Annotated in this window: 22 protein-coding genes and 1 other annotated feature; of the genes, 21 read left to right on the top strand and 1 reads right to left on the bottom strand. The window is 53.3% G+C overall.

The genetic code is table 11. The features are described 5' to 3' along the window. Window positions 1–42: 42 nt before the first annotated feature. The 3 genes from radA (at window position 43) to pssA (ending at window position 3394) form a co-directional block, all read left to right on the top strand. The gene (radA, locus tag FE783_RS33575) at window positions 43–1410 is read left to right on the top strand and encodes a DNA repair protein RadA (RefSeq protein ID WP_138883768.1); all 1368 of its coding nucleotides are present in this window, start codon (window positions 43–45) and stop codon (window positions 1408–1410) included. A gap of 50 nt (window positions 1411–1460) precedes the next feature. After that, a complete protein-coding gene (gene disA, locus FE783_RS33570) occupies window positions 1461–2537 on the top strand; it encodes a DNA integrity scanning diadenylate cyclase DisA (RefSeq protein ID WP_274381471.1) in 1077 nt (358 codons plus the stop codon). A gap of 98 nt (window positions 2538–2635) precedes the next feature. Beyond that, window positions 2636–3394, top strand: coding sequence for a CDP-diacylglycerol--serine O-phosphatidyltransferase (pssA, locus tag FE783_RS33565; RefSeq protein ID WP_138883767.1), 759 nt, complete (start codon window positions 2636–2638; stop codon window positions 3392–3394). Between the two features lie 82 nt (window positions 3395–3476). Here the strand turns inward: pssA and FE783_RS33560 are convergent, their stop codons facing one another. Next, window positions 3477–3872, bottom strand: a complete 396-nt coding sequence (locus tag FE783_RS33560) for a DUF1573 domain-containing protein (RefSeq protein WP_138883766.1) — start codon at window positions 3870–3872, stop codon at window positions 3477–3479. A gap of 166 nt (window positions 3873–4038) precedes the next feature. Here FE783_RS33560 and FE783_RS33555 point away from each other — a divergent pair, with 166 nt between their 5' ends. From FE783_RS33555 to rpoB, 18 genes are all read left to right on the top strand, one after another. Continuing rightward, a complete protein-coding gene (locus tag FE783_RS33555; RefSeq protein WP_138883765.1) occupies window positions 4039–5124 on the top strand; it encodes a PIN/TRAM domain-containing protein in 1086 nt (361 codons plus the stop codon). 59 nt (window positions 5125–5183) lie between these two features. Beyond that, on the top strand, window positions 5184–5894 hold the full coding sequence (gene ispD / locus FE783_RS33550; protein ID WP_138883764.1) for a 2-C-methyl-D-erythritol 4-phosphate cytidylyltransferase: 711 nt from the start codon (window positions 5184–5186) through the stop codon (window positions 5892–5894). Beyond that, the gene (gene ispF / locus FE783_RS33545) at window positions 5891–6373 is read left to right on the top strand and encodes a 2-C-methyl-D-erythritol 2,4-cyclodiphosphate synthase (RefSeq protein ID WP_138883763.1); all 483 of its coding nucleotides are present in this window, start codon (window positions 5891–5893) and stop codon (window positions 6371–6373) included. The genes ispD and ispF overlap by 4 nt, the downstream gene beginning before the upstream one ends. Window positions 6374–6409: 36 nt before the next feature. After that, entirely contained in the window at window positions 6410–7876 is a 1467-nt protein-coding gene (gene gltX, locus FE783_RS33540; protein WP_138883762.1) for a glutamate--tRNA ligase, read from the top strand. 413 nt (window positions 7877–8289) lie between these two features. Further along, on the top strand, window positions 8290–8973 hold the full coding sequence (epsC, locus tag FE783_RS33535) for a serine O-acetyltransferase EpsC (RefSeq protein WP_138883761.1): 684 nt from the start codon (window positions 8290–8292) through the stop codon (window positions 8971–8973). After that, on the top strand, window positions 8954–10351 hold the full coding sequence (gene cysS / locus FE783_RS33530) for a cysteine--tRNA ligase (RefSeq protein ID WP_138883760.1): 1398 nt from the start codon (window positions 8954–8956) through the stop codon (window positions 10349–10351). Before epsC ends, cysS begins: the two co-directional genes overlap by 20 nt. 13 nt (window positions 10352–10364) lie before the next feature. Further along, window positions 10365–10775: a Mini-ribonuclease 3 gene (locus FE783_RS33525; protein WP_138883759.1), complete on the top strand. Its 411-nt coding sequence runs from the start codon at window positions 10365–10367 to the stop codon at window positions 10773–10775. 4 nt (window positions 10776–10779) lie between these two features. After that, window positions 10780–11523 (top strand): 23S rRNA (guanosine(2251)-2'-O)-methyltransferase RlmB, encoded by a 744-nt coding sequence (gene rlmB, locus FE783_RS33520; RefSeq protein WP_138883758.1) that lies wholly within the window; start codon window positions 10780–10782, stop codon window positions 11521–11523. 18 nt (window positions 11524–11541) lie between these two features. Then, the gene (locus tag FE783_RS33515) at window positions 11542–12054 is read left to right on the top strand and encodes an NYN domain-containing protein (protein WP_138883757.1); all 513 of its coding nucleotides are present in this window, start codon (window positions 11542–11544) and stop codon (window positions 12052–12054) included. 93 nt (window positions 12055–12147) lie between these two features. Next, window positions 12148–12792, top strand: coding sequence for an RNA polymerase sporulation sigma factor SigH (sigH, locus tag FE783_RS33510; RefSeq protein WP_138883756.1), 645 nt, complete (start codon window positions 12148–12150; stop codon window positions 12790–12792). A gap of 260 nt (window positions 12793–13052) precedes the next feature. Next, window positions 13053–13262, top strand: coding sequence for a preprotein translocase subunit SecE (gene secE / locus FE783_RS33505; RefSeq protein WP_138883755.1), 210 nt, complete (start codon window positions 13053–13055; stop codon window positions 13260–13262). Between the two features lie 18 nt (window positions 13263–13280). Beyond that, window positions 13281–13814 carry a transcription termination/antitermination protein NusG gene (gene nusG / locus FE783_RS33500; protein ID WP_138883754.1) on the top strand — a complete coding sequence of 178 codons (534 nt, stop codon included), beginning with the start codon at window positions 13281–13283 and terminating at the stop codon, window positions 13812–13814. 103 nt (window positions 13815–13917) lie between these two features. Further along, window positions 13918–14343 (top strand): 50S ribosomal protein L11, encoded by a 426-nt coding sequence (rplK, locus tag FE783_RS33495; protein ID WP_138883753.1) that lies wholly within the window; start codon window positions 13918–13920, stop codon window positions 14341–14343. 84 nt (window positions 14344–14427) lie between these two features. Continuing rightward, window positions 14428–15120, top strand: coding sequence for a 50S ribosomal protein L1 (gene rplA / locus FE783_RS33490; protein WP_138883752.1), 693 nt, complete (start codon window positions 14428–14430; stop codon window positions 15118–15120). A gap of 64 nt (window positions 15121–15184) precedes the next feature. Next, window positions 15185–15341, top strand: a sequence feature (ribosomal protein L10 leader region). A 54-nt stretch (window positions 15342–15395) separates the two neighbouring features. After that, entirely contained in the window at window positions 15396–15905 is a 510-nt protein-coding gene (gene rplJ, locus FE783_RS33485; protein WP_138883751.1) for a 50S ribosomal protein L10, read from the top strand. 42 nt (window positions 15906–15947) lie between these two features. After that, window positions 15948–16310, top strand: coding sequence for a 50S ribosomal protein L7/L12 (rplL, locus tag FE783_RS33480; protein ID WP_138883750.1), 363 nt, complete (start codon window positions 15948–15950; stop codon window positions 16308–16310). 94 nt (window positions 16311–16404) lie between these two features. After that, window positions 16405–17001, top strand: a complete 597-nt coding sequence (locus FE783_RS33475) for a class I SAM-dependent methyltransferase (protein WP_138883749.1) — start codon at window positions 16405–16407, stop codon at window positions 16999–17001. A gap of 507 nt (window positions 17002–17508) precedes the next feature. Beyond that, complete coding sequence (gene rpoB, locus FE783_RS33470) at window positions 17509–21045, top strand: DNA-directed RNA polymerase subunit beta (RefSeq protein WP_138883748.1); 3537 nt, start codon at window positions 17509–17511, stop codon at window positions 21043–21045. The last annotated feature ends 9 nt before the right edge of the window (window positions 21046–21054 follow it).

The raw sequence follows: 21054 nt of genomic DNA, 5'->3' as shown, positions 1-21054 counted from the left end.
AATGGTACACTTTGGATACTATCGAACAATGAGGGAACAAATATGTCGAAAGTAAAGACCAAATTTTGTTGTCAGGAATGCGGGTACGAATCGCCGAAATGGCTGGGCAAATGTCCGGGCTGCAATGCTTGGAATACGATGGTCGAGGAAGTCGAGATGACCGGCAAGGCAAAAGGATTTCAATCATCGTTGACCCAGACGAAAGAAAAGGCGACTTCGATCATACACATAGAAAGTAGTCACGAAAAACGAATTTTGTCCCAGATGAACGAATTGAACCGGGTATTGGGCGGAGGCGTCGTACCGGGCTCCTTGATCTTGGTCGGAGGCGACCCCGGTATCGGCAAATCGACACTGCTGCTGCAAATGTCACACCATATGGCCACGGTCGGCCTGAAGGTGCTGTATATATCGGGGGAAGAGTCGGTACGCCAAATTAAGCTTCGGGCGGATCGATTGAACGCCCTTTCCGAACGCTTGTTCGTATTATGCGAGACGAACGTCGAACAGATCGAGGAAGCGATCGAGAACGTGCGGCCCGATTTCATGGTAGTCGACTCGATCCAAACCGTATTTCACCCGGCTGTCACGTCCGCGCCCGGAAGCGTCGCGCAAGTTCGCGAATGTACCGGACACTTTATGAGAATAGCTAAAATAAAAGGGATTGCCACTGTGCTCGTCGGTCATGTCACCAAGGAAGGTGCCATTGCCGGACCGCGTCTGCTCGAGCATATGGTCGATTGCGTGCTGTATTTCGAAGGAGAGCGGCATCATTCGTACCGGCTGCTCCGTGCGGTCAAGAACCGGTTCGGTTCCACGAACGAAATGGGCATTTTCGAAATGATCGAAGACGGCTTGCGTGAGGTAACGAATCCGTCGGAGCTGTTTTTGTCCGAACGTCCGCTCGGCGTATCGGGCTCAACCGTAGTAGCCAGCATGGAAGGGACGAGGCCGGTGCTGGTCGAACTGCAGGCGCTTGTATCCAGTACGAATTTTCCAAGCCCGCGGCGAATGTCGGCGGGAATCGACCATAATCGGCTGTCGCTTATCATTGCGGTTCTGGAGAAGCGGGTCGGGATGTTTTTGCAAAATCAGGATGCATACTTGAATGTGGCGGGGGGCGTCAAGCTGGACGAACCGGCCGTCGATCTGGCCGCGGCGGTAGCCATTGCTTCGAGCTTCAAGGATCGGCCGACTCAGCCGTTCGACGTCGTATTCGGTGAAATCGGACTTACCGGCGAGGTGCGCGGCGTTTCGCGTATCGATCAGCGGGTTAAAGAAGCGCAGAAGCTCGGATTCAAGCGTATCATTATGCCGCGCAAAAGCATGAAAGGGTGGACGCCTCCCCAAGGAATCGAAATTATCGGCGTCGAGACGGTATCGGAAGCGCTGACGGCCGCGTTGGAATAATAGCATCAGCAGCATTTGCGGGGAATAGGGAGCGATAAGGAGGAAACGTAGTGAAGGACGATACGAAGCGGGACGTTATGACGCAAATTTTGCAGCTGGTCGCTCCCGGTACGCCGTTTCGCGAAGGATTGGAGAACGTTCTCCGGGCCAAAACCGGTGCTTTGATCGTAGTGGGCTACAGTCCGGGAGTGATGGAAATCGTCGACGGAGGCTTCTCGATCAATTGCGATTTCTCGCCCAACTATTTGTATGAGCTGGCCAAGATGGACGGAGCCATCATTTTAAGCGAGGACATTAAACGCATCTTGTACGCTAACACTCAGCTGATTCCAAACTCCACTATTGCCTCGATCGAAACGGGAATCCGTCATAGAACCGCGGAACGAGTCGCCAAGCAAACCGGAAAGCTCGTCGTCTCGATCTCGCAGCGCAGGAATGTCATTACCGTCTATCAAGGAAATTTGCGATATGCGCTTAAAGATATCGGCGTCATCCTGACCAAAGCGAATCAAGCGATCCAAACGCTGGAAAAATACAGATCGGTATTGGACCAATCGCTGACCAATCTAGGGGCGTCGGAATTCGAGGAACTGGTCACGCTGTACGAAGTGGCCAACGTCATTCAACGATTTGAAATGGTTCTCCGCGTCAAAGCGGAAATCAAGCGATACATCAACGAGCTGGGAACCGAAGGACGTCTGATCAGCATGCAGCTGGATGAATTGGTCGGCGGCACCGAGCATGAAGCTCTGCTTCTGATTAAAGATTACTGCCGGGAATGCAGCGAGGAGAAGATCAAAGAAATTTCGGCCGGCTTGAAACGGCTGAGCTCCGAGGAGCTGCTGGATCAGCAGCATATCGTAAGGATGCTCGGATACCCTCATACGAATACGATGCTCGAGGAAAATGTTTCTCCGCGCGGTTACCGGATGCTGCATAAGCTGCCGCGGCTTCCCCACATTATCATTCATAATCTGGTCGAACGGTTCGAGAGGCTGCCGCACATGGTGATGGCGACGATCGAGGAGCTCGACGAAGTAGACGGCATCGGGGAAGTCCGCGCCCGGGCGATCAAGGAAGGGCTGAAGCGGATCCAAGAGCAATTGTTCATTGACAGACATATTTAATTTGTCTACAATCGGAAGATAGGTTCGCATTGCCCGAGAGCGCGAAGGATGCTTCGCATCACTTTGGGGAATAGTAAAGGGTAGAGGTGGAGCCTTTCATGATTAAAAACTCGATTCCCAGCATGTTTACGGTAGGCAATTTGTTTCTAGGGATTATCGCGATCATTTTGGCGTTTAATTCCGGAGCGGACAACAAGAACGCCGAGCTTGCCGCCATTTTTGTTATTGTGGCCATGCTGCTGGACGGTTTGGACGGACGAGTGGCACGCGCCTTGAATGCACAAAGTGAATTCGGCAAAGAGCTCGATTCGTTATCCGACGTAATTTCGTTCGGCGTTGCGCCGGCTTTTATTATGTATGTCGTTGCTTTCCAATCGATGGAGGCTTCAGCCCTTGCTTGGATCGTCACCGCGATCTTCCCGATCTGCGGCGCTCTCCGACTGGCTCGCTTCAATGTAGTTGCAGGAACGCCCGGTTACTTCATAGGGCTGCCGATTCCGGCAGCGGGCAGCGTGCTAAGCACATTGGCTTTGTTCCACAATGAGATTCCTTCGGCGATTTTGCTTGCGAGTACGGTAGCTCTTTCTTTCCTGATGGTCAGCACCGTGAAATATCCGAATTTCAAAAAAGTAGGCATTCCCAAAACGGCTATTTGGCTGACACCCGTCATTGTCGCCGGAGCGGTGACGCTTGCCATTATTTACCCTGGCATGCTGTCGAAGCTGATCTTTATCCCGCTCGTTATTTATGCTTTGTACGGCTTGAACGGGCTAAAAAAAAACGCTAGACGATTATTTCGCCGCCGTAAACGGAGAAACTCGGCCGACGAGCCGACCAAGTCCGAAACTCACGGATAATTCATAAGATGCGCGAAAATAAAAAGCATTTATTTTCTGAACTTCAGAAAATAAATGCTTTTTTTTTTGTTCGGCTGGTTCTCTACGACAAGTTGAAGAGGCCGAGTGTGGAGCATTTCTGCGATTCTTTGGCGATTACGTCGTCAAGGTCCAGGTCGAGCAAATTGCACAGCGAAGACAAGTAGAACAAATGTTTACCCAGCTGCACCGTTATGGCATCGACGCAGTTTTCACATAAATTTCCGTTAATATGGGTTTGGATCAGCTCTTTGGCTTCTTCCAGCGTCAGTTCGTCCTGATAAGGCTGCTTGTTCGCTTGCAGCGAGATGCAACCGCATTCGGTAACCGACTTGATGACGCTTCTGTTGACCGACGCGCTCGATTGCTGCGATTTGGACAAAACGTCCAATAAACTTCGGTGACGGAGTAGCAAATCGGAAACTTGCTCTTGAAACTGCTTTAAGGTTAAGCCGCTCATTCCATTCACCCCAAATTCCCATATTCTCACTATGTAACATTATAAAAGAATCGCCGGGAAAGTTCAATTTACAGGAAAAAGTTTGCTGGTCCGGATTAGGTACGGTGAAATTGGATCATAATTGGTAATGGGAAGAAACAACGATTCTATTGGAGGTGATTGATGCATGGCAAAACGGCAACTTCAGTATGTTCTGGCAATGGTGGGAGGCTTGCTGGGATATCAATGGAATGAAGCGATCGAGCAATTTTTGTTAAGAATAGTAGGCCCTTCGTTTGGAATTGAGTACATTGCCGGGCCGGCGTATTGGGGAATCGGCATCGGCGCCATTGTGCTTTATGGCGCATCCGGGTGGTTATTCGGTTATGGGGCGGAGCGATTTCGGACTTGGGAAGATCGCGTCGTCAGAACGCCTACTCTCGATTTGCTGTCCGGCTTGATCGGCTTGATTCTGGGACTTATCATATCCGCGCTGCTGCATCCGGCGCTGAGCAACGCAGGTTGGGTCGGCACGCTGCTCGTCTATACGGTAACCGCCTTGCTCGGCGTTTACGGGTTTCGGATCGGGTACCAGAAGCGCGAAGATTTATTGAATGTTCTTACTTCGGGCTTCCGGGACAAGAAGAAAGGAACTCCGCAAAAGGACGAGCACAAAATATTGGATACGAGCGTCATTATTGACGGCCGAATCGCCGACATTTGCAAAACGGGGTTTATCGAAGGCACGCTGGTCATTCCCGAATTCGTGCTGGAGGAGCTTCAGCATATCGCTGATTCCTCCGACTTGCTGAAGCGCAACCGCGGGCGGCGGGGACTCGATATTTTGAATAAAATCCAAAAAGAACTGGACGTCAAGGTGCTTATCTATGAGGGCGATTTCGAGGAAATATCCGAGGTCGACAGCAAGCTCGTCCGGCTGGCTAAAGTTTTGCAGGGCAAAGTGATCACGAACGATTTCAACCTGAACAAGGTGTGCGAGCTGCAGGGAGTATCCGTTCTCAACATCAACGATTTGGCCAATGCGGTGAAACCGGTCGTGCTGCCGGGGGAAGAAATTCTCGTGCAGGTGATCAAGGACGGCAAGGAGCATGGCCAAGGCGTCGCCTATTTGGACGACGGCACGATGATCGTCGTGGAAGGCGGACGCGAGTATATAGGCGCCACGATCGAGGTGCTGGTGACGAGCGTGCTGCAAACGTCGGCGGGCCGGATGATATTCGCGAAGCCGAAACTGTTGGAAAAAGCGCAGTAAAACGATTATGATAGAAGTTGTTTATTATTATCGTTATACAGCGGGGCAGGGAAGCGAACATGGCGAGAAACGGCGTCGTCATAGTGGCGGCGGGTAAAGGTACCCGGATGGGGACATCCGAAAGCAAGCAATATTTGCCGCTCCGCGGCAAGCCGATTCTGGTACATACGCTGGAGAGGTTTCAGCGGATGCCGCAAATCGAATCGATCGTTCTCGTTACGGGGAGCGGCGACATCGAACGCTGCGCTGCGTACGTCGAACAATATTCGCTTACGAAGGTCGTCGCCGTTACGGCGGGAGGCGAGGAGCGTCAGCATTCGGTCCGCATCGGCCTTGAAAGGCTGCCGGCGGGGCTGGACGTGGTCGCCGTTCATGATGCGGTCCGGCCGTTCGTAACGGAAGCGAGAACCGCCGAATGTTTGCATAAAGCTTATGAGGCCGGTGGGGCCGTATTGGCGGTGCCGGTCAAAGATACGATCAAGGTGGTCGATTCGTCCGGTCGGATTCAAGCGACGCCGGAACGGAAGAGCTTGTGGGCGGTGCAAACCCCACAGGCTTTTCGTCTTGAGCTGCTGCGGCAAGCGCATATGCTGGCCGAACGCGACGGCTTCGTCGGAACCGACGATGCGATGCTCGTGGAACGGCTTGGACATTCGGTCCATGTCGTCGAGGGGGATTACACGAACATTAAAATAACGACACCGGACGATTTGCTGTGGGCGGAACGCCTTTTGCAAGAACAACAAGGGGAGAGGGTTGAACGGGCATGATTCGAATCGGACAAGGCTTTGACGTGCACCAATTGGTGGAAGGGCGCAAATGCATCATCGGCGGCGTCGACATTCCCTACGAGAAAGGGCTGCTCGGCCATTCCGACGCGGACGTACTGCTTCATACGGTAAGCGACGCGATACTCGGAGCTCTCGGTCAGGGAGATATCGGCAAGCATTTTCCGGATACCGATCCGGCCTATAAGGATGCCGACAGCGTCAAGCTGCTGGAGCATGTCTGGGGCATCGCCGTGAACATGGGGTATCGTCTCGGCAACATCGACTGTACGATTATCGCGCAGAAGCCGAAGATGGCTCCCTATATCCCGCAAATGGTGGAAGTGATCGCCAGGGTGCTGGAAGCGGACGTTTCCCAAGTAAACGTCAAAGCGACTACGACGGAGAAGCTCGGCTTCACCGGACGCGGCGAAGGCATTGCCGCGCAAGCGGTTGTCTGTTTGCAGAAAGTTGTGCTATGATCGTCTGAAAAAGCTTACGCGAGAAGGAGCATTTCCATGACAAGACCGATTCGCGTCCGTTACGCGCCGAGCCCGACCGGCCATCTGCATATCGGGAACGCCCGGACGGCGCTGTTCAATTATTTGTTCGCGCGGCATCATAACGGCAAATTCATCATCCGCATCGAAGATACCGACATTAAGCGCAATGTGGCGGGCGGAGAAGACAATCAGCTCACTTATTTGAAATGGCTCGGCGTCGACTGGGACGAAAGCATCGACGTCGGCGGGCCTTACGGCCCTTACCGCCAAACCGAGCGGTTGGACCTGTACCGCAAATATGCCGAGCAGCTAATAGCGGCAGGCCGTGCCTATTACTGCTACTGTACCGAGGAAGAGCTGGAGAAGGAACGGGAGGAGCAGACCGAGCGGGGAGAAACTCCGCGCTATTCGGGCAAGCACCGGAATATTACGGACGAGCAGCGCCGGGCTTACGAAGCGGAAGGCCGCATACCGAGCATCCGTTTCCGCGTCGAGGAAGGCAAGACTTATACGTTTGGCGATCAGGTCAAAGGCGACATTTCGTTCGAATCGGACGGGATCGGCGATTTCGTTATCGTGAAGAAGGACGGGATAGCGACCTACAATTTCGCCGTCGTCATCGACGACTATTTGATGGAGATTTCGCACGTGCTTCGCGGAGAGGACCATATCTCGAATACGCCGCGCCAGCTGATGATCTACGAGGCACTTGGCTGGGAGCCGCCGCAATTCGCCCATATGACGCTAATCGTCAACGAACAGCGGAAAAAGCTGAGCAAGCGCGACGAGTCGATCATCCAGTTCATCGAGCAATATGACCAGCTCGGTTATTTGCCCGAAGCCATGTTCAACTTCATCGCGCTGCTCGGCTGGTCGCCGGAAGGCGAGAACGAGATTTTCTCGCGGGAAGAGCTCATTGCTGCTTTTGACGCCGATCGGCTGTCCAAGAGCCCGGCCGCTTTCGATACGAACAAGCTGAGCTGGATGAACAATCATTATTTGAAAAAAGCCGACTTGGATCGGGTGACGACACTCGCTGTCCCTCATCTGCAGAAGGCCGGACTTGTTCCGGAAACGCTTGATGCGCAGAAGCGGGAGTGGGTGCGGGCGCTGGTGGCGCTTTATCAGGAGCAGATGAACTGCGCCTCCGATATCGTGGAGCTTACGGGAATGTTTTTCCGCGAAGAGCCGGAGTATGACGAAGAAGGACGCGCCTTGCTCGGAGAAGCGCACGTTCCCGAAGTGCTGCGGAGCTTCCTCGGCTTGGCCGAGCAGTCCGGCGACTTCACGGCTGAAGCGATTCAGGCGATGCTGAAAAGCGTCCAGAAGGAAACCGGACATAAAGGCAAGCAGCTGTTTATGCCTGTCCGCGTAGCGCTGACGGGACAAATGCACGGGCGCGATCTGAATCAGACGCTGGTGCTGCTCGGGCAAGAGCGGGTCGTCGGACAGCTGCGAAAGCTGTTGTCACAGATCGGCTGATATTGTATACTTGGTTTAATTTCAAAGCGATGTTTGATCGTAAGAAAGGCATCGATCGGGAAAGTACGTATCGGTCGGGTTTTCCAGAGAGGGTGATCGGCGAGCGATTCGTCGGCTGCGAGTTGCCCATACCCGCCGCTTATGGAAATGCGCCCGTGAGCCGCACGACTGAGCTGCGCAAGCGCAGGGTAGGCGTCGCCGTTATTCCGCGTTAAGGATATCGAGAGGGATGGTCCTTGCTTCGCGATCGTATGTCCGCGAAGGAATCGAGACTGTCCAAGCAGAGTGGAACCGCGTACCCACGTCTCTGCAGCCTAGAGCTGCAGGGGCGTTTTTTGTTGTTGCTGCTTTAAAAAAATCGGGGTCCCGGAAACGATGCCGTCGCTTTCCCGGGATACAAAGTGGGTGAGTCCATGTTTCGCAGCATGAAATCGGATATTCGGGCCGTATTCGACAACGATCCGGCCGCACGCAGCGTTTTCGAGGTGGTATTCACTTATTCCGGGCTGCATGCCATATGGGCGCATCGGGTTGCCCACTGGTTGTTCCGGCATAGATGGTTTACGGTTGCGAGAATCATTTCGCAGATCAGCCGGTTTATGACCGGCATCGAAATTCATCCGGGAGCGCGAATCGGCAAACGGTTGTTCATCGATCACGGCATGGGCGTCGTGATCGGGGAAACATGCGAAATTGGCGACGATGTGGTATTGTATCAAGGAGTCACTTTGGGAGGAACCGGCAAAGAGAAAGGGAAGCGCCATCCGACTATCGGCAACAATGTCTTCATCTCGTCCGGTGCCAAAGTGATGGGCTCGTTTCGGGTAGGCGACAATTCCAAAATCGGGGCCAATTCGGTCGTTTTGGCCGAAGTGCCGCCAAACAGTACGGTCGTCGGCGTGAAGGCCCGCATCGTCAAACAGGACGGCGTCAGCCTGAACAAGCTGAGTAACGACAAGCTGCCGGATCCGGTCATCGAGCTGTTCCGGAGCATGGAGAAGCAGATCCAGGACTTGAAGACGGAAGTGGAGCGTCTGCAAGAAGAGGTGCAGCGACAAAACGGAGGGATTCAATCGTATGAGTCTAAAAGTGTATAACACGATGACTCGGGCTAAAGAAACGTTCGTACCGATCACACCGGGCGAAATCCAAATGTACGTATGCGGCCCGACCGTATACGACTATATTCATATCGGCAACGCGAGGCCCGCCATTTTTTTCGACGTCGTGCGGCGCTACTTGGAAATGAGCGGGTATAACGTCAATTACGTCGTCAATTTTACCGACGTAGACGATAAGCTGATCCGCAAAGCCGAGCAAACCGGAGAAACGGTTCCGGAAATTGCGGAGAAATACATCGCCGCTTATTACGAGGATATAGAAGCGCTCGGCATCCGCAAAGCGAGCGCCAACCCGAGAGTGACCGAGAATATTCCGGAAATCGTGACGCTCATTCAGGAATTGGTAGATACCGGTTATGCCTACGAAAGCGGCGGTGACGTTTATTTCCGCACCGAGAAATTCGAGGAGTACGGCAAGCTGTCGCACCAGAATCTGCACGAGCTGCAGTTCGGCATCCGGGTCGAGGTCGGCGAGCGCAAAGAAAATCCGCAAGATTTCGTCCTGTGGAAGGGGGCGAAGCCGGGCGAGATCCATTGGCCGAGCCCTTGGGGAGAAGGACGCCCCGGATGGCATATCGAATGCTCCGCCATGGCGCGCAAATATTTGGGGGAAACGATCGATATTCACGGCGGCGGACACGACCTGCAATTTCCGCATCACGAATGCGAGATCGCCCAGTCCGAGAGCGCGAGCGGCAAGCCTTTGGCGAATTACTGGATGCACAACGGCTACATTCATATCAACAACGAGAAAATGTCCAAGTCGCTGGGCAACGGGGTCAACGTCAAAGAGCTGGTGAAGCGGGTCAAGCCGCAGGTGCTCCGCTTCTTGTTCCTGTCCACCCATTACCGGAATCCGTTAAATTTTAGCGAGGAAGGGCTCGAGCAGGCCGCGGGCGGTCTGGAGCGGATCGAGAACGGAATCGCCAACCTCCGCCATAGGCTAGGGAGCGCTTCGGCCGGTGCGGCAGATGAGCGGGTGGCCGCGGCGGTGGAACGGATTAGGGCCGAGTTCCGTGAGAGGATGGATGACGATTTCAACACGGCGGATGCTTTGACCGCAGTGTTCGATTTGATCGCCGAAAGCAACGGGTATACGGCCTCTGCGGACGTAACGGCTGCTACGCTTGAACTGCTGCTTGCCGCCCTTCAGGAGTTGGATGCGGTTTTGGGCATACTACCGGAAGAGCGCAACGAATTGCTGGATGAAGAGATCGAGCAGCTGATCGTAGAACGGACGGAAGCGCGCAAGAGCAAAAATTGGGCGCGTGCCGATGAAATCCGCGATTTGTTGACTGCAAAAGGGATCCATCTGGAGGATACGCCCCAAGGCCTTCGTTGGCGCCGGAAATGACGGTGAAGCTTTGATGGACACGAATTTATTTCTGTTTGCGCCGGCGAAGGATCCGGGTCAGCTTAACCCGCTCGTGCTGGCATATATGGGTGATGCGGTGTTCGAGATGGCCGTCAGGCAGTACGTCGTATCGCGGCCGAACCATAGACCTAACCATTTGCACCGCGAAGCCGTGAAGTTTGTATCGGCCAAGGCCCAGGCGAGATCGCTGCAAGCGCTCATGGAGCATTTGACGACGGAGGAGACGGATATCGTAAAGCGCGGCCGCAACGCCAAGTCGGGCACGATACCGAAAAACGCGGACGTACTGGACTATCGCCACAGCACGGCATTTGAATGTTTGATCGGATATTTGTACTATACGAAGCGGTTCGATCGGCTGGGGCAGCTGCTCGGGCTGATCCTGACAGAACCGGGGAGATGACTTGATGGAAGAATGGATTGCAGGTAAACATTCCGTATTGGAAGCGCTCCGCTCGGGACGTACGATCCACAAAATTTGGATCTCCGAGCAGGCGCAGAAGCATCATACGCTGCCGATCGTAGCGGAAGCGAAGAAGCAAAATATCGTCGTTCAGTTTGCCGATAAGCGCAAGCTGGACTCTCTCGTCAGCGATGTACCGCATCAGGGCGTCGTTGCGCAAGTAACGGCCCACGATTACGTCGAAGTGGATGAGCTGCTGGAGCGGGCGCAAGCCCGCGGAGAAGCGCCGTTCCTGCTTATATTGGACGAGATCGAAGACCCGCATAATTTGGGCTCCATTCTCCGCAGTGCCGATTGTACGGGGGTTCACGGGGTCATTATCCCGAAACGCCGCTCGGTCGGCTTGACCGCGACGGTGTCCAAGACTTCGGCCGGTGCCGTCGAATATGTGCCGGTCGCCCGGGTAACCAATATCGCTCAAACGATCGAATCGTTGAAGGAAAAGGGCGTATGGGTGGCCGGGGCCGATGTGGAAGCGACGCAGCTCGTGTACTCCGCCGATTTCAAGATGCCGATCGCGATCGTAATCGGCAATGAAAGCCGCGGGATCGGCCGTTTGATCAAAGATAAATGCGATTTTCTCGTCAAACTGCCGATGTCCGGGCAAATCAACTCGCTGAACGCCTCGGTCGCGGCATCCGTGTTGATGTACGAAGTCGTCCGCCAGCGCGGCGCGATCGTGTCGTAACCGGCCGGTCATGGAGAGATGAAACAGGTTGTCATCGTGGACGGCTACAACATCATAGGGGCCTGGGCGGAACTGCAGAAGCTGAAAGAGCATAGCTTGGAGGAAGCGAGAGACAGGCTGATCGATATGCTTGCCGATTACAAGGCTTATAAAGGGCACAAGGTGTATGTCGTATTCGACGCGCACCAAGTTCCCGGCCTTGGCGGCAAGTATCGCCAACTGCAGATCGAAGTGGTGTACACGCGGGAGAAAGAAACCGCGGACGAGAGGATCGAGAGATTGGTAGCGGAATTGCGAGGGAGAAGGGTACAAATCTATGTGGCCACTTCCGATTCGGTCGAACAGCATGTGACATTCGGTCAGGGGGCTCTTCGCCTGCCGGCCCGAGAGCTGCTCTTCACGATTCGCGAAATCCGCAAAGAAATACGCTCCAAGATCGAAGAAACGACCGCTCCGGCCAAAAATTCCGTCGACAGCAAGCTGACCGACGAGCTTCGCGAGAAGTTCGAAAAGTGGCGGCGGGGCTTATAGCGCTTGTTGACGTTAATAGATTACATAATGTATACTAATCCTATCTTTTGTTGCAGCAACGCTGTTGTTTAGCTTGCAGTCGGAGGGATACGGGTGAGCATCGACCTCAAAGAACTGAGAATGCACGAATACGACCTGATGTCCGACGAAGAAGTGGTCGAATCGGTCCGCGTAGGCAGCAGCGAAGCGCTTGAGTATTTGATCAACAAGTACAAAAATTTCGTCAGGGCCAAAGCCCGCTCCTACTTTCTGATCGGCGCCGATCGCGAAGATATCGTGCAGGAAGGCATGATCGGCCTTTACAAGTCGATCCGCGATTTCCGCGAGGACAAGCTCGCTACCTTCAAAGCCTTTGCCGAGCTATGCATAACCCGGCAAATCATTACCGCGATCAAAACCGCCACCCGGCAAAAACATATCCCTTTAAATTCCTACGTTTCTCTGGACAAGCCCATTTATGATGAAGATTCGGACCGTACACTGCTTGACGTCATATGCGGTTCGCGTGTAACCGACCCGGAAGAACTCATTATCAATCAGGAAGAATTCAGCGGGCTGGAAGACAAGATGGGGGAAATTTTGAGCGATTTGGAGCGCAAGGTGCTGATGTTGTACTTGGACGGCCGATCGTATCAGGAAATCGCCGTAGATTTGGACCGTCACGTCAAGTCGATCGACAACGCGCTGCAGCGCGTCAAGCGCAAGCTGGAGAGGTATCTCGAAGTTCGCGACGTATAAGGGGCATTCTTTCATCCGCTGTCGGAGAAAGAGTGCCGTTTCTATTTTGGAGCTGCTCCCAATCCGTTTGCTAGAACGATATAGGTTTACAATCGGACGGGAATGGCAATGCTGGTACAAGCGATTAGGCGCGGCACACACGAGGGCGTTTTCTTGACACGCCTTAAAGACTATGATAAATTAGTTCAGGTAGCCCTCTTTTCGGGATTTTTTTTTATGTCTGCGAAAAATCGGCTAGCCGCAGGTTTGGAGGGGTAATCGTGACGTTTTTGCAAAGAATGAAGCAAGGTTTTGGTACAACCTTTTCTTTCTTTACCGACAGCTGGGCGGAATTGAAGAAGGTCAAATGGCCAAGCCGTAAGGAGCTCATCAGTTACACTCTCGTGGTGATTGCGACGTGCACGTTTGTAACCATCTACTTTTGGCTGATTGACCTCGGGCTGAGCGAAATCCTGCGCCTGTTCGACTAATGGGGGCTGGGTGACGATATGGAAAAAAGATGGTACGTCGTACATACCTATTCCGGGTATGAAAACAAAGTCAAGGCTAACTTGGAAAAGCGCGTCGAATCGATGAACATGCAGGATAAAATTTTCCGCGTTCTCGTTCCAATGGAAGAAGAGATCGTCAACAAGGACGGCAAGAAAAAGACCGTCATGCGGAAAGTATATCCCGGCTATGTGCTTGTCGAGATGATTCAGACTGACGATTCCTGGTACGTCGTGCGCAACACGCCGGGAGTAACCGGATTTGTCGGATCGACCGGTTCCGGATCGAAGCCTACCGCGCTTTTGCCGGAAGAAGTCGATGCGATCCTGAAGCATATGGGCATCGAGAATCCGAAGCCGAAGATCGATTTCGAGCTGAAGGAAACCGTCCGCGTCAAGGTCGGTCCGTTCGCCAACTTCGTCGGTACGGTCGAAGATATTTTGGTCGATAAGGCGAAGCTTAAAGTGCACGTCAACATGTTTGGACGGGAAACCCCGCTTGAGTTGGAATATACGCAAGTGGAGAAGATATAGTGTTTTTGTCTGGTTTCTGGGCCTGTCTATCGGATAGGCCGAGCTCGTGGGAGGTGCCGCAAGGCTCCGCTCGCACCACATTATGCGCAAGGAGGTGTGTCGCATGGCTAAAAAGGTTATTAAAATGGTGAAACTGCAAGTAAACGCAGGTAAAGCGAATCCGGCTCCGCCAATCGGTCCGGCACTCGGTCAAGCAGGGGTCAACATTATGGCTTTCTGTAAAGAGTTCAACGCTCGTACCGCGGATCAAGCAGGTTTGATCATTCCGGTTGTCATTACGGTATACGAGGACCGTTCTTTCACTTTCGAAACGAAAACTCCTCCGGCTGCCGTTCTGTTGCGCGTAGCCGCCAAGATCGATAAAGGATCCGGCGAACCGAACAAGAAGAAAGTCGCTACCGTGAAGCGTGACGTAGTCCGTCAAATCGCCGAGCAAAAAATGCAAGACCTCAATGCCGCTTCCGTGGAAGCCGCAATGCGGATGATCGAAGGTACTGCCCGCAGCATGGGCGTTGTTATCCAAGACTAATCGCTTATTTTGGTTGTACGCGGACATGTGCCGCACAAGTGGGAGGATTTTCCGCTAACACCACAAAAGGAGGAACGTTACACAATGGCAAAACGCGGTAAGAAGTACCAAGAAGTTGCCAAACTGGTTAATCCGGATGCCAGCTACGAGCCGGCAGAAGCGATTGATTTGGTTAAAAAGGCAGCTCCCGCCAAGTTCGACGAAACCGTCGAAGTTGCCGTTCGCCTCGGGGTAGACCCGAAGAAGCAAGACCAAGCCGTACGCGGCGTCGTCGTGCTTCCGAACGGAACGGGTAAAACGAAACGGGTCCTCGTATTCGCGAAAGGCGACAAGGCTAAAGAAGCCGAAGCGGCAGGCGCGGATTTCGTAGGAGACCAAGATTTGATCAGCAAAATCCAGCAAGGCTGGTTCGATTTCGACGTCTGTGTGGCTACGCCGGACATGATGAGCGAAGTCGGTAAACTCGGCCGTCTGCTCGGGGGCAAAGGTTTGATGCCTAACCCTAAAGCCGGTACGGTAACGTTTGATGTCGCTAACGCCGTGAAGGAAATCAAGGCAGGTAAAATCGAGTACCGTCTCGACCGCGCCGGACAAATTCACGCGCCGATCGGCAAAGTATCCTTTGGCGCCGAGCAGCTGCAAGAAAACTTCCGCGCTCTCGTGGAAGCTCTTGTCCGAGCGAAACCGGCAGCAGCCAAAGGCGTATATTTGCGCAACATCGCCGTTTCGTCCACGATGGGACCGAGCGTGCGCGTAAACCCGCAAACCTTCAGATAAGCCGCGTAGGCAAGTAATTGCCATTTGCATTCCGCAACTATTCGTGGTAATCTGTTGTAGGTTCAAAAAACGAATATGTTTACCGTAGACAGTAGGTGCCGCAAGGCTTAATGTCCTACCGAGGTGTTGCGATACAGTCCGATTCTCTTTTTCGTTATTCGGGAAAGTTATACGGAACGTCCTGCCTCCGTCTAATCCACGGAGGCTTTTTACGTAACACGCGTCGGCAGCATTCCGTTCAAGAAAGCGATGCAAGTTTACAGGAGGTGTACAAAATGGCAAATGCAAATGTAATTCAAGAGAAACAGCAAGTCGTTTCCGAAGTGGCGGCGAAGCTGCGCGAGAGCGCGAGCACGATCGTAGCCGACTATCGCGGTCTGAACGTGGCTCAAGTAACCGAGCTGCGTAAACGTCTTCGCGAAGCGGGCGTCGACTTCCAAGTTTTGAAGAACACGTTGGTTCGCCGTGCGACTGCCGAAGCCGAGTTGTCCGAGCTGGACAGCGCGCTGACGGGTCCTACCGCGATTGCATTCAGCAAAGACGACGTCGTAGCTGCAGCCAAAATTTTGAGCGAATTCGCCAAGAAAAACGAGGCGCTCAAAGTAAAAGGCGGCGTTGTCGAAGGTCGCGTCGTTGACGTCGATCAAATCAAGGATCTGGCCAATCTTCCTTCCCGCGAAGGATTGCTGTCCATGCTCCTCAGCGTGCTCCAAGCGCCGATCCGCAACTTCGCGCTTGCGGTTAAAGCCGTATCGGAGAAGCAAGAGGGCGGAGCGCAAGCTTAATCGGATTACCAAATTATAAAACAATTATTGGAGGGTTAACCCATGAGCAAAGAGCAAATCTTGGAAGCCATCAAAGGCATGACCGTTCTTGAACTGAACGATCTCGTAAAAGCAATCGAAGAAGAATTCGGCGTAACAGCAGCTGCTCCTGTAGCAGTTGTAGCCGGCGGCGCAGTTGCAGAAGTAGAAGAGCAAACAGAATTCGACGTTATTCTTGCTGAAGCTGGCGCTTCCAAAATCAACGTTATCAAAGTCGTTCGCGAAATTACGGGTCTCGGCCTGAAAGAAGCGAAAGACCTCGTAGACGGCGCACCGAAGCCGATCAAAGAGAAAATTTCCAAAGCTGATGCCGACGCTCTGAAAGCAAAGCTCGAAGAAGCAGGCGCAAAAGTAGAAGTGAAGTAATCGGGACTAAGGGGATCCCCTTCGGAGCATCATGCTTCGGAGGGGATTTTTTCCATGTAAAGTGGCGGGGTTATTCCAGCGCGGAGGGTGAAGCATGGCGGATCACTATTACTCGAAAAAACCGTCGGTATCGAGTGACCGGCAGACGGTTCGGACGTCGCTGCGCGGCAAAACGTTCGAGTTTACGACCGATGCGGGCGTATTTTCCAAGGAAGGCATCGATTTCGGAAGCCGTCTCCTGATCGAAGCGATGGACATCGCGGAAACGGACGAAGTGCTTGACGTAGGCTGCGGGTACGGCCCGATCGGTCTGACGGCGGCATCGCTCGCGCACCGGGGACGGGTGACGATGGTGGATATTAATGAAAGGGCCGTGGAGCTGGCCCGGGAAAATGCCCGTAGGAACGGCATTGCCAATGCGGATATCGTTCAGGGGGATTTATTCGAGTCCATGGAAGGGAAGACGTTTACGAAAATATTGACGAATCCGCCGATCCGGGCGGGCAAACAGGTGGTGCATCGCATTTTCGAACTGGCCTTTGAGCATCTGGTCGAAGGGGGACAGTTGTGGATCGTCATCCAGAAAAAGCAGGGTGCACCTTCGGCGCAGGCGAAGCTCGAGTCGCTGTTCGGAACGGTTGAAGAAGTGACCAAAGACAAGAGATACCGGATCTACCGGGCGACTAAATAGGCTTGGGAGATTTGTTGGTTTCGGGGACTGGTTTTGGGATTGAATTTTGGGGGTTTGGTTTACGGGGGCTCCCCAAAAAGTACTCGGAATAAGCATCGAAGGTTAGCTTCACTTTTTGGGGATTAGTTTAGGGGGCTCCCCCAAAAGTACCTGGAATAAGCTTCGGAGGCCTACTTCACTTTTGGGGGACCAAGATACGCCCGAGTAAGTTGTATTTGACTCGCGTTTCCCATTGTGGTAATATTATAAAATGTCAGTATTAAGATGGGTGCTATGTCTTTATTTCGCTAAAATGTCAAGTCTTTTTTTGGAGGGCATGAATAAATTTTAGCGAATGAAGTATAATGTTTGCATTTTGGGAAAATCTACTTAAATGTGAACATTTGGAAGGCTGCCACGATACCGCAGAAAAAAGGTCTCTCTGCAATGCCGCAAGGCTTTCAACGAGGCTTTTCTTCTTTTTTTGCTTGCAGTATTTTTCGAGTCGATGTGAGGGGTGAAGGAAAGTTGGCGGGTCATACTGTTCAATACGGACGTCGCAATCGCAGAACGTACGCACGGATTAATGAAGTGCTGGAAGTCCCGAACCTGATCGAAATCCAGCAAAAATCGTACCAGTGGTTTTTGGACGAAGGTTTGCGCGAAATGTTTCAAGATATTTCGCCGATTCAGGATTTCACGGGTAACTTGGTGCTGGAATTCATCGATTACAGCTTGGGCGAGCCCAAATATTCCGTCGATGATTCAAAGGAACGTGACGTCACGTACGCAGCTCCGCTGCGCGTCAAGGTGCGTTTAATCAATAAAGAAACCGGCGAAGTGAAGGAGCAGGAAGTGTTCATGGGCGATTTCCCGCTCATGACGGATACCGGTACCTTTATTATTAACGGTGCCGAACGGGTTATCGTCAGTCAGCTCGTTCGTTCCCCCAGTGTTTATTTTAGCACAAAAGTCGACAAAAACGGTAAGAAAAGTTACACCGCTACCGTAATTCCGAATCGGGGCGCGTGGCTCGAGCTGGAAACGGATGCTAAAGATATTATTTACGTACGGATCGACCGGACGCGCAAAATACCGGTAACCGTCCTGCTTCGCGCACTCGGTTTCGGATCGGACGCGGAGATCATCGATTTGCTCGGTGACAACGAATATATCCGCAATACGCTGGACAAGGACAACACCGATACGACGGATAAAGCTTTGATCGAAATTTACGAGCGTCTCCGTCCGGGCGAGCCTCCTACGCTGGATAATGCGAAGAGCTTACTAATCGCCCGTTTCTTCGATCCGAAGCGTTACGACCTGGCGAATGTCGGCCGTTACAAAATCAATAAAAAGCTGCATATCAAAAACCGTCTGTTCAACCAACGCCTTGCGGAAACGCTGGCGAATCCGGAGACGGGCGAAATTATCGCGGAAGCCGGTCAAATGATGGATCGCCGCCTGCTTGACCAAATACTGCCGTATCTCGAGAAGGATGTCGGCTTTGTCGAATTTGGCGTCAGCAGCGGGGTTCTTGATGCGGACCGCATTCCGATGCAAGCTATTAACGTATACTCCCCGCAGGAAGAAGGCAAGATCGTCAAGGTCATTTCCAACGGGATCATCGATAAATCGGTTAAAAACATTACGCCGGCGGATATCATTTCGTCGATCAACTATTTCATCAACCTGCTGCACGGCATCGGCAGCACGGACGACATCGACCACTTGGGCAACCGGAGATTGCGTTCTGTCGGCGAATTGCTGCAAAACCAGTTCCGCATCGGCTTGTCCCGGATGGAGCGCGTCGTAAGAGAGCGGATGTCGATTCAGGACGCCAACGTCATCACGCCGCAGGCGCTTATCAACATTCGTCCGGTCATCGCTTCGATCAAGGAGTTTTTCGGAAGCTCCCAGCTGTCGCAGTTCATGGACCAGACGAATCCGCTTGCCGAATTGACGCATAAGCGCCGTTTGTCCGCACTCGGTCCTGGCGGTTTGACACGCGAACGCGCCGGCATGGAAGTCCGCGACGTCCACCATTCTCACTATGGCCGGATGTGCCCGATCGAGACGCCGGAAGGTCCGAACATCGGCTTGATCAACTCCTTGTCGTCGTTCGCCCGCATTAACGAATACGGCTTTATCGAAGCTCCGTATCGCTGGGTCGATCCGAAAACAGGCGTTGTAACCGAACAAATCGGCTACTTGACTGCAGACGAAGAAGACAATTACGTAATCGGACAGGCGAATGCCGAGCTGAATGAAGACGGCACTTTCGCGAACGATACGGTAATTGTTCGTTACAAGGATGACATTTTGACGCTGCCGAAAGAACGCGTCGACTATATGGACGTTTCGCCGAAACAGGTCGTATCCGTGGCAACGGCTCTTATCCCGTTCCTGGAAAATGACGACTCCAACCGCGCGCTCATGGGATCGAACATGCAGCGGCAGGCCGTTCCGCTGCTCATTCCGAAATCGCCTTTGGTCGGTACGGGCATGGAGCATAAGAGTGCCAAAGATTCCGGCGTATGTATCGTAAGCAAGCATGACGGCATCGTGGAGCGCGTGTCGGCGAACGAAGTGTGGGTGCGCCGCCGCGCAATGGTGGACGGCCGCCTTGTCGAAGGCGATCTGATCAAGCACAGACTCCATAAATTTATTCGTTCCAACCAAGGAACATGCATCAACCAGCGTCCAATCGTCAACAAAGGCGATGTAATCACAGCCGGCGATATTTTGGCCGACGGACCTTCGACGGAGATGGGTGAGCTTGCGCTTGGGCGCAACGTTGTCGTAGCGTTCATGACGTGGGAAGGCTACAACTACGAGGATGCGATCCTGCTCAGCCAGAAGCTCGTGAAGGAAGACGTCTACACTTCGATCCATATCGAAGAATACGAGTCCGAAGCCCGTGATACGAAGCTCGGTCCCGAAGAAATTACGCGCGACATTCCGAATGTCGGCGAGGATGCGCTGCGGAATCTTGACGAGCGCGGCATCATTCGCGTCGGTGCGGAAATCGGCGCCGGAGATATTCTGGTCGGCAAAGTGACGCCGAAAGGCGTAACCGAGTTGACTGCGGAAGAGCGTCTCCTGCATGCCATCTTCGGCGAGAAAGCTCGTGAAGTCCGGGATACGTCGCTCCGCGTTCCTCACGGTACCGACGGTATCGTTGTCGACGTCAAAGTGTTTACCCGCGAGAACGGCGACGAATTGCCGCCGGGTGTCAATCAACTCGTTCGTGTTTATATTGCCCAAAAAAGAAAAATATCCGAAGGCGATAAAATGGCCGGCCGCCACGGGAACAAGGGCGTTATCGCGCGCATTTTGCCCGAGGAGGATATGCCGTTCCTTCCGGACGGCACTCCGGTTCAAGTCGTGCTTAACCCGCTAGGGGTTCCGTCGCGGATGAACATCGGCCAGGTGCTCGAGGTGCATCTCGGCATGGCGGCCCTTCGTCTCGGCATCCATACCGCTACGCCCGTATTCGACGGCGCGCGCGAGTATGACGTATTCGATACGATGGAAGAAGCCGGCATGCAGCGCAACGGCAAAACGATTTTGTACGACGGACGCACCGGCGAACCGTTTGAACGGGAAGTTACCGTCGGAGTCATGTACATGATCAAGCTGGCGCACATGGTCGACGATAAAATCCATGCCCGTTCGACCGGTCCGTACTCGCTCGTTACGCAGCAGCCGCTGGGCGGTAAGGCGCAGTTCGGCGGACAACGCTTCGGGGAGATGGAAGTTTGGGCGCTGGAAGCATACGGCGCTGCCTATACGCTGCAAGAAATTTTGACCGTCAAATCCGATGACGTCGTCGGACGCGTCAAAACGTACGAGTCGATCGTCAAAGGCGAGAACGTGCCGGAGCCAGGCGTTCCGGAATCGTTCAAAGTATTGATCAAAGAGCTGCAAAGCTTGGGTATGGACGTCAAAATTTTGTCGGAGAACGAAGAGGAGATCGAGATGAAGGAGCTGGACGACGAAGACGATGTGTCCGGCGACAAGCTCAATCTCAACTTGGAAGGCTCCGAAGCGGGAATCGAATGATACGGTGTG

The sequence above is a fragment of the Paenibacillus mesophilus genome, assembly GCF_005938385.1.
Taxonomy (GTDB): Bacteria; Bacillota; Bacilli; order Paenibacillales; family NBRC-103111; genus Paenibacillus_AB; species Paenibacillus_AB mesophilus.
This window is presented reverse-complemented; position numbering and strand designations above follow the sequence as displayed.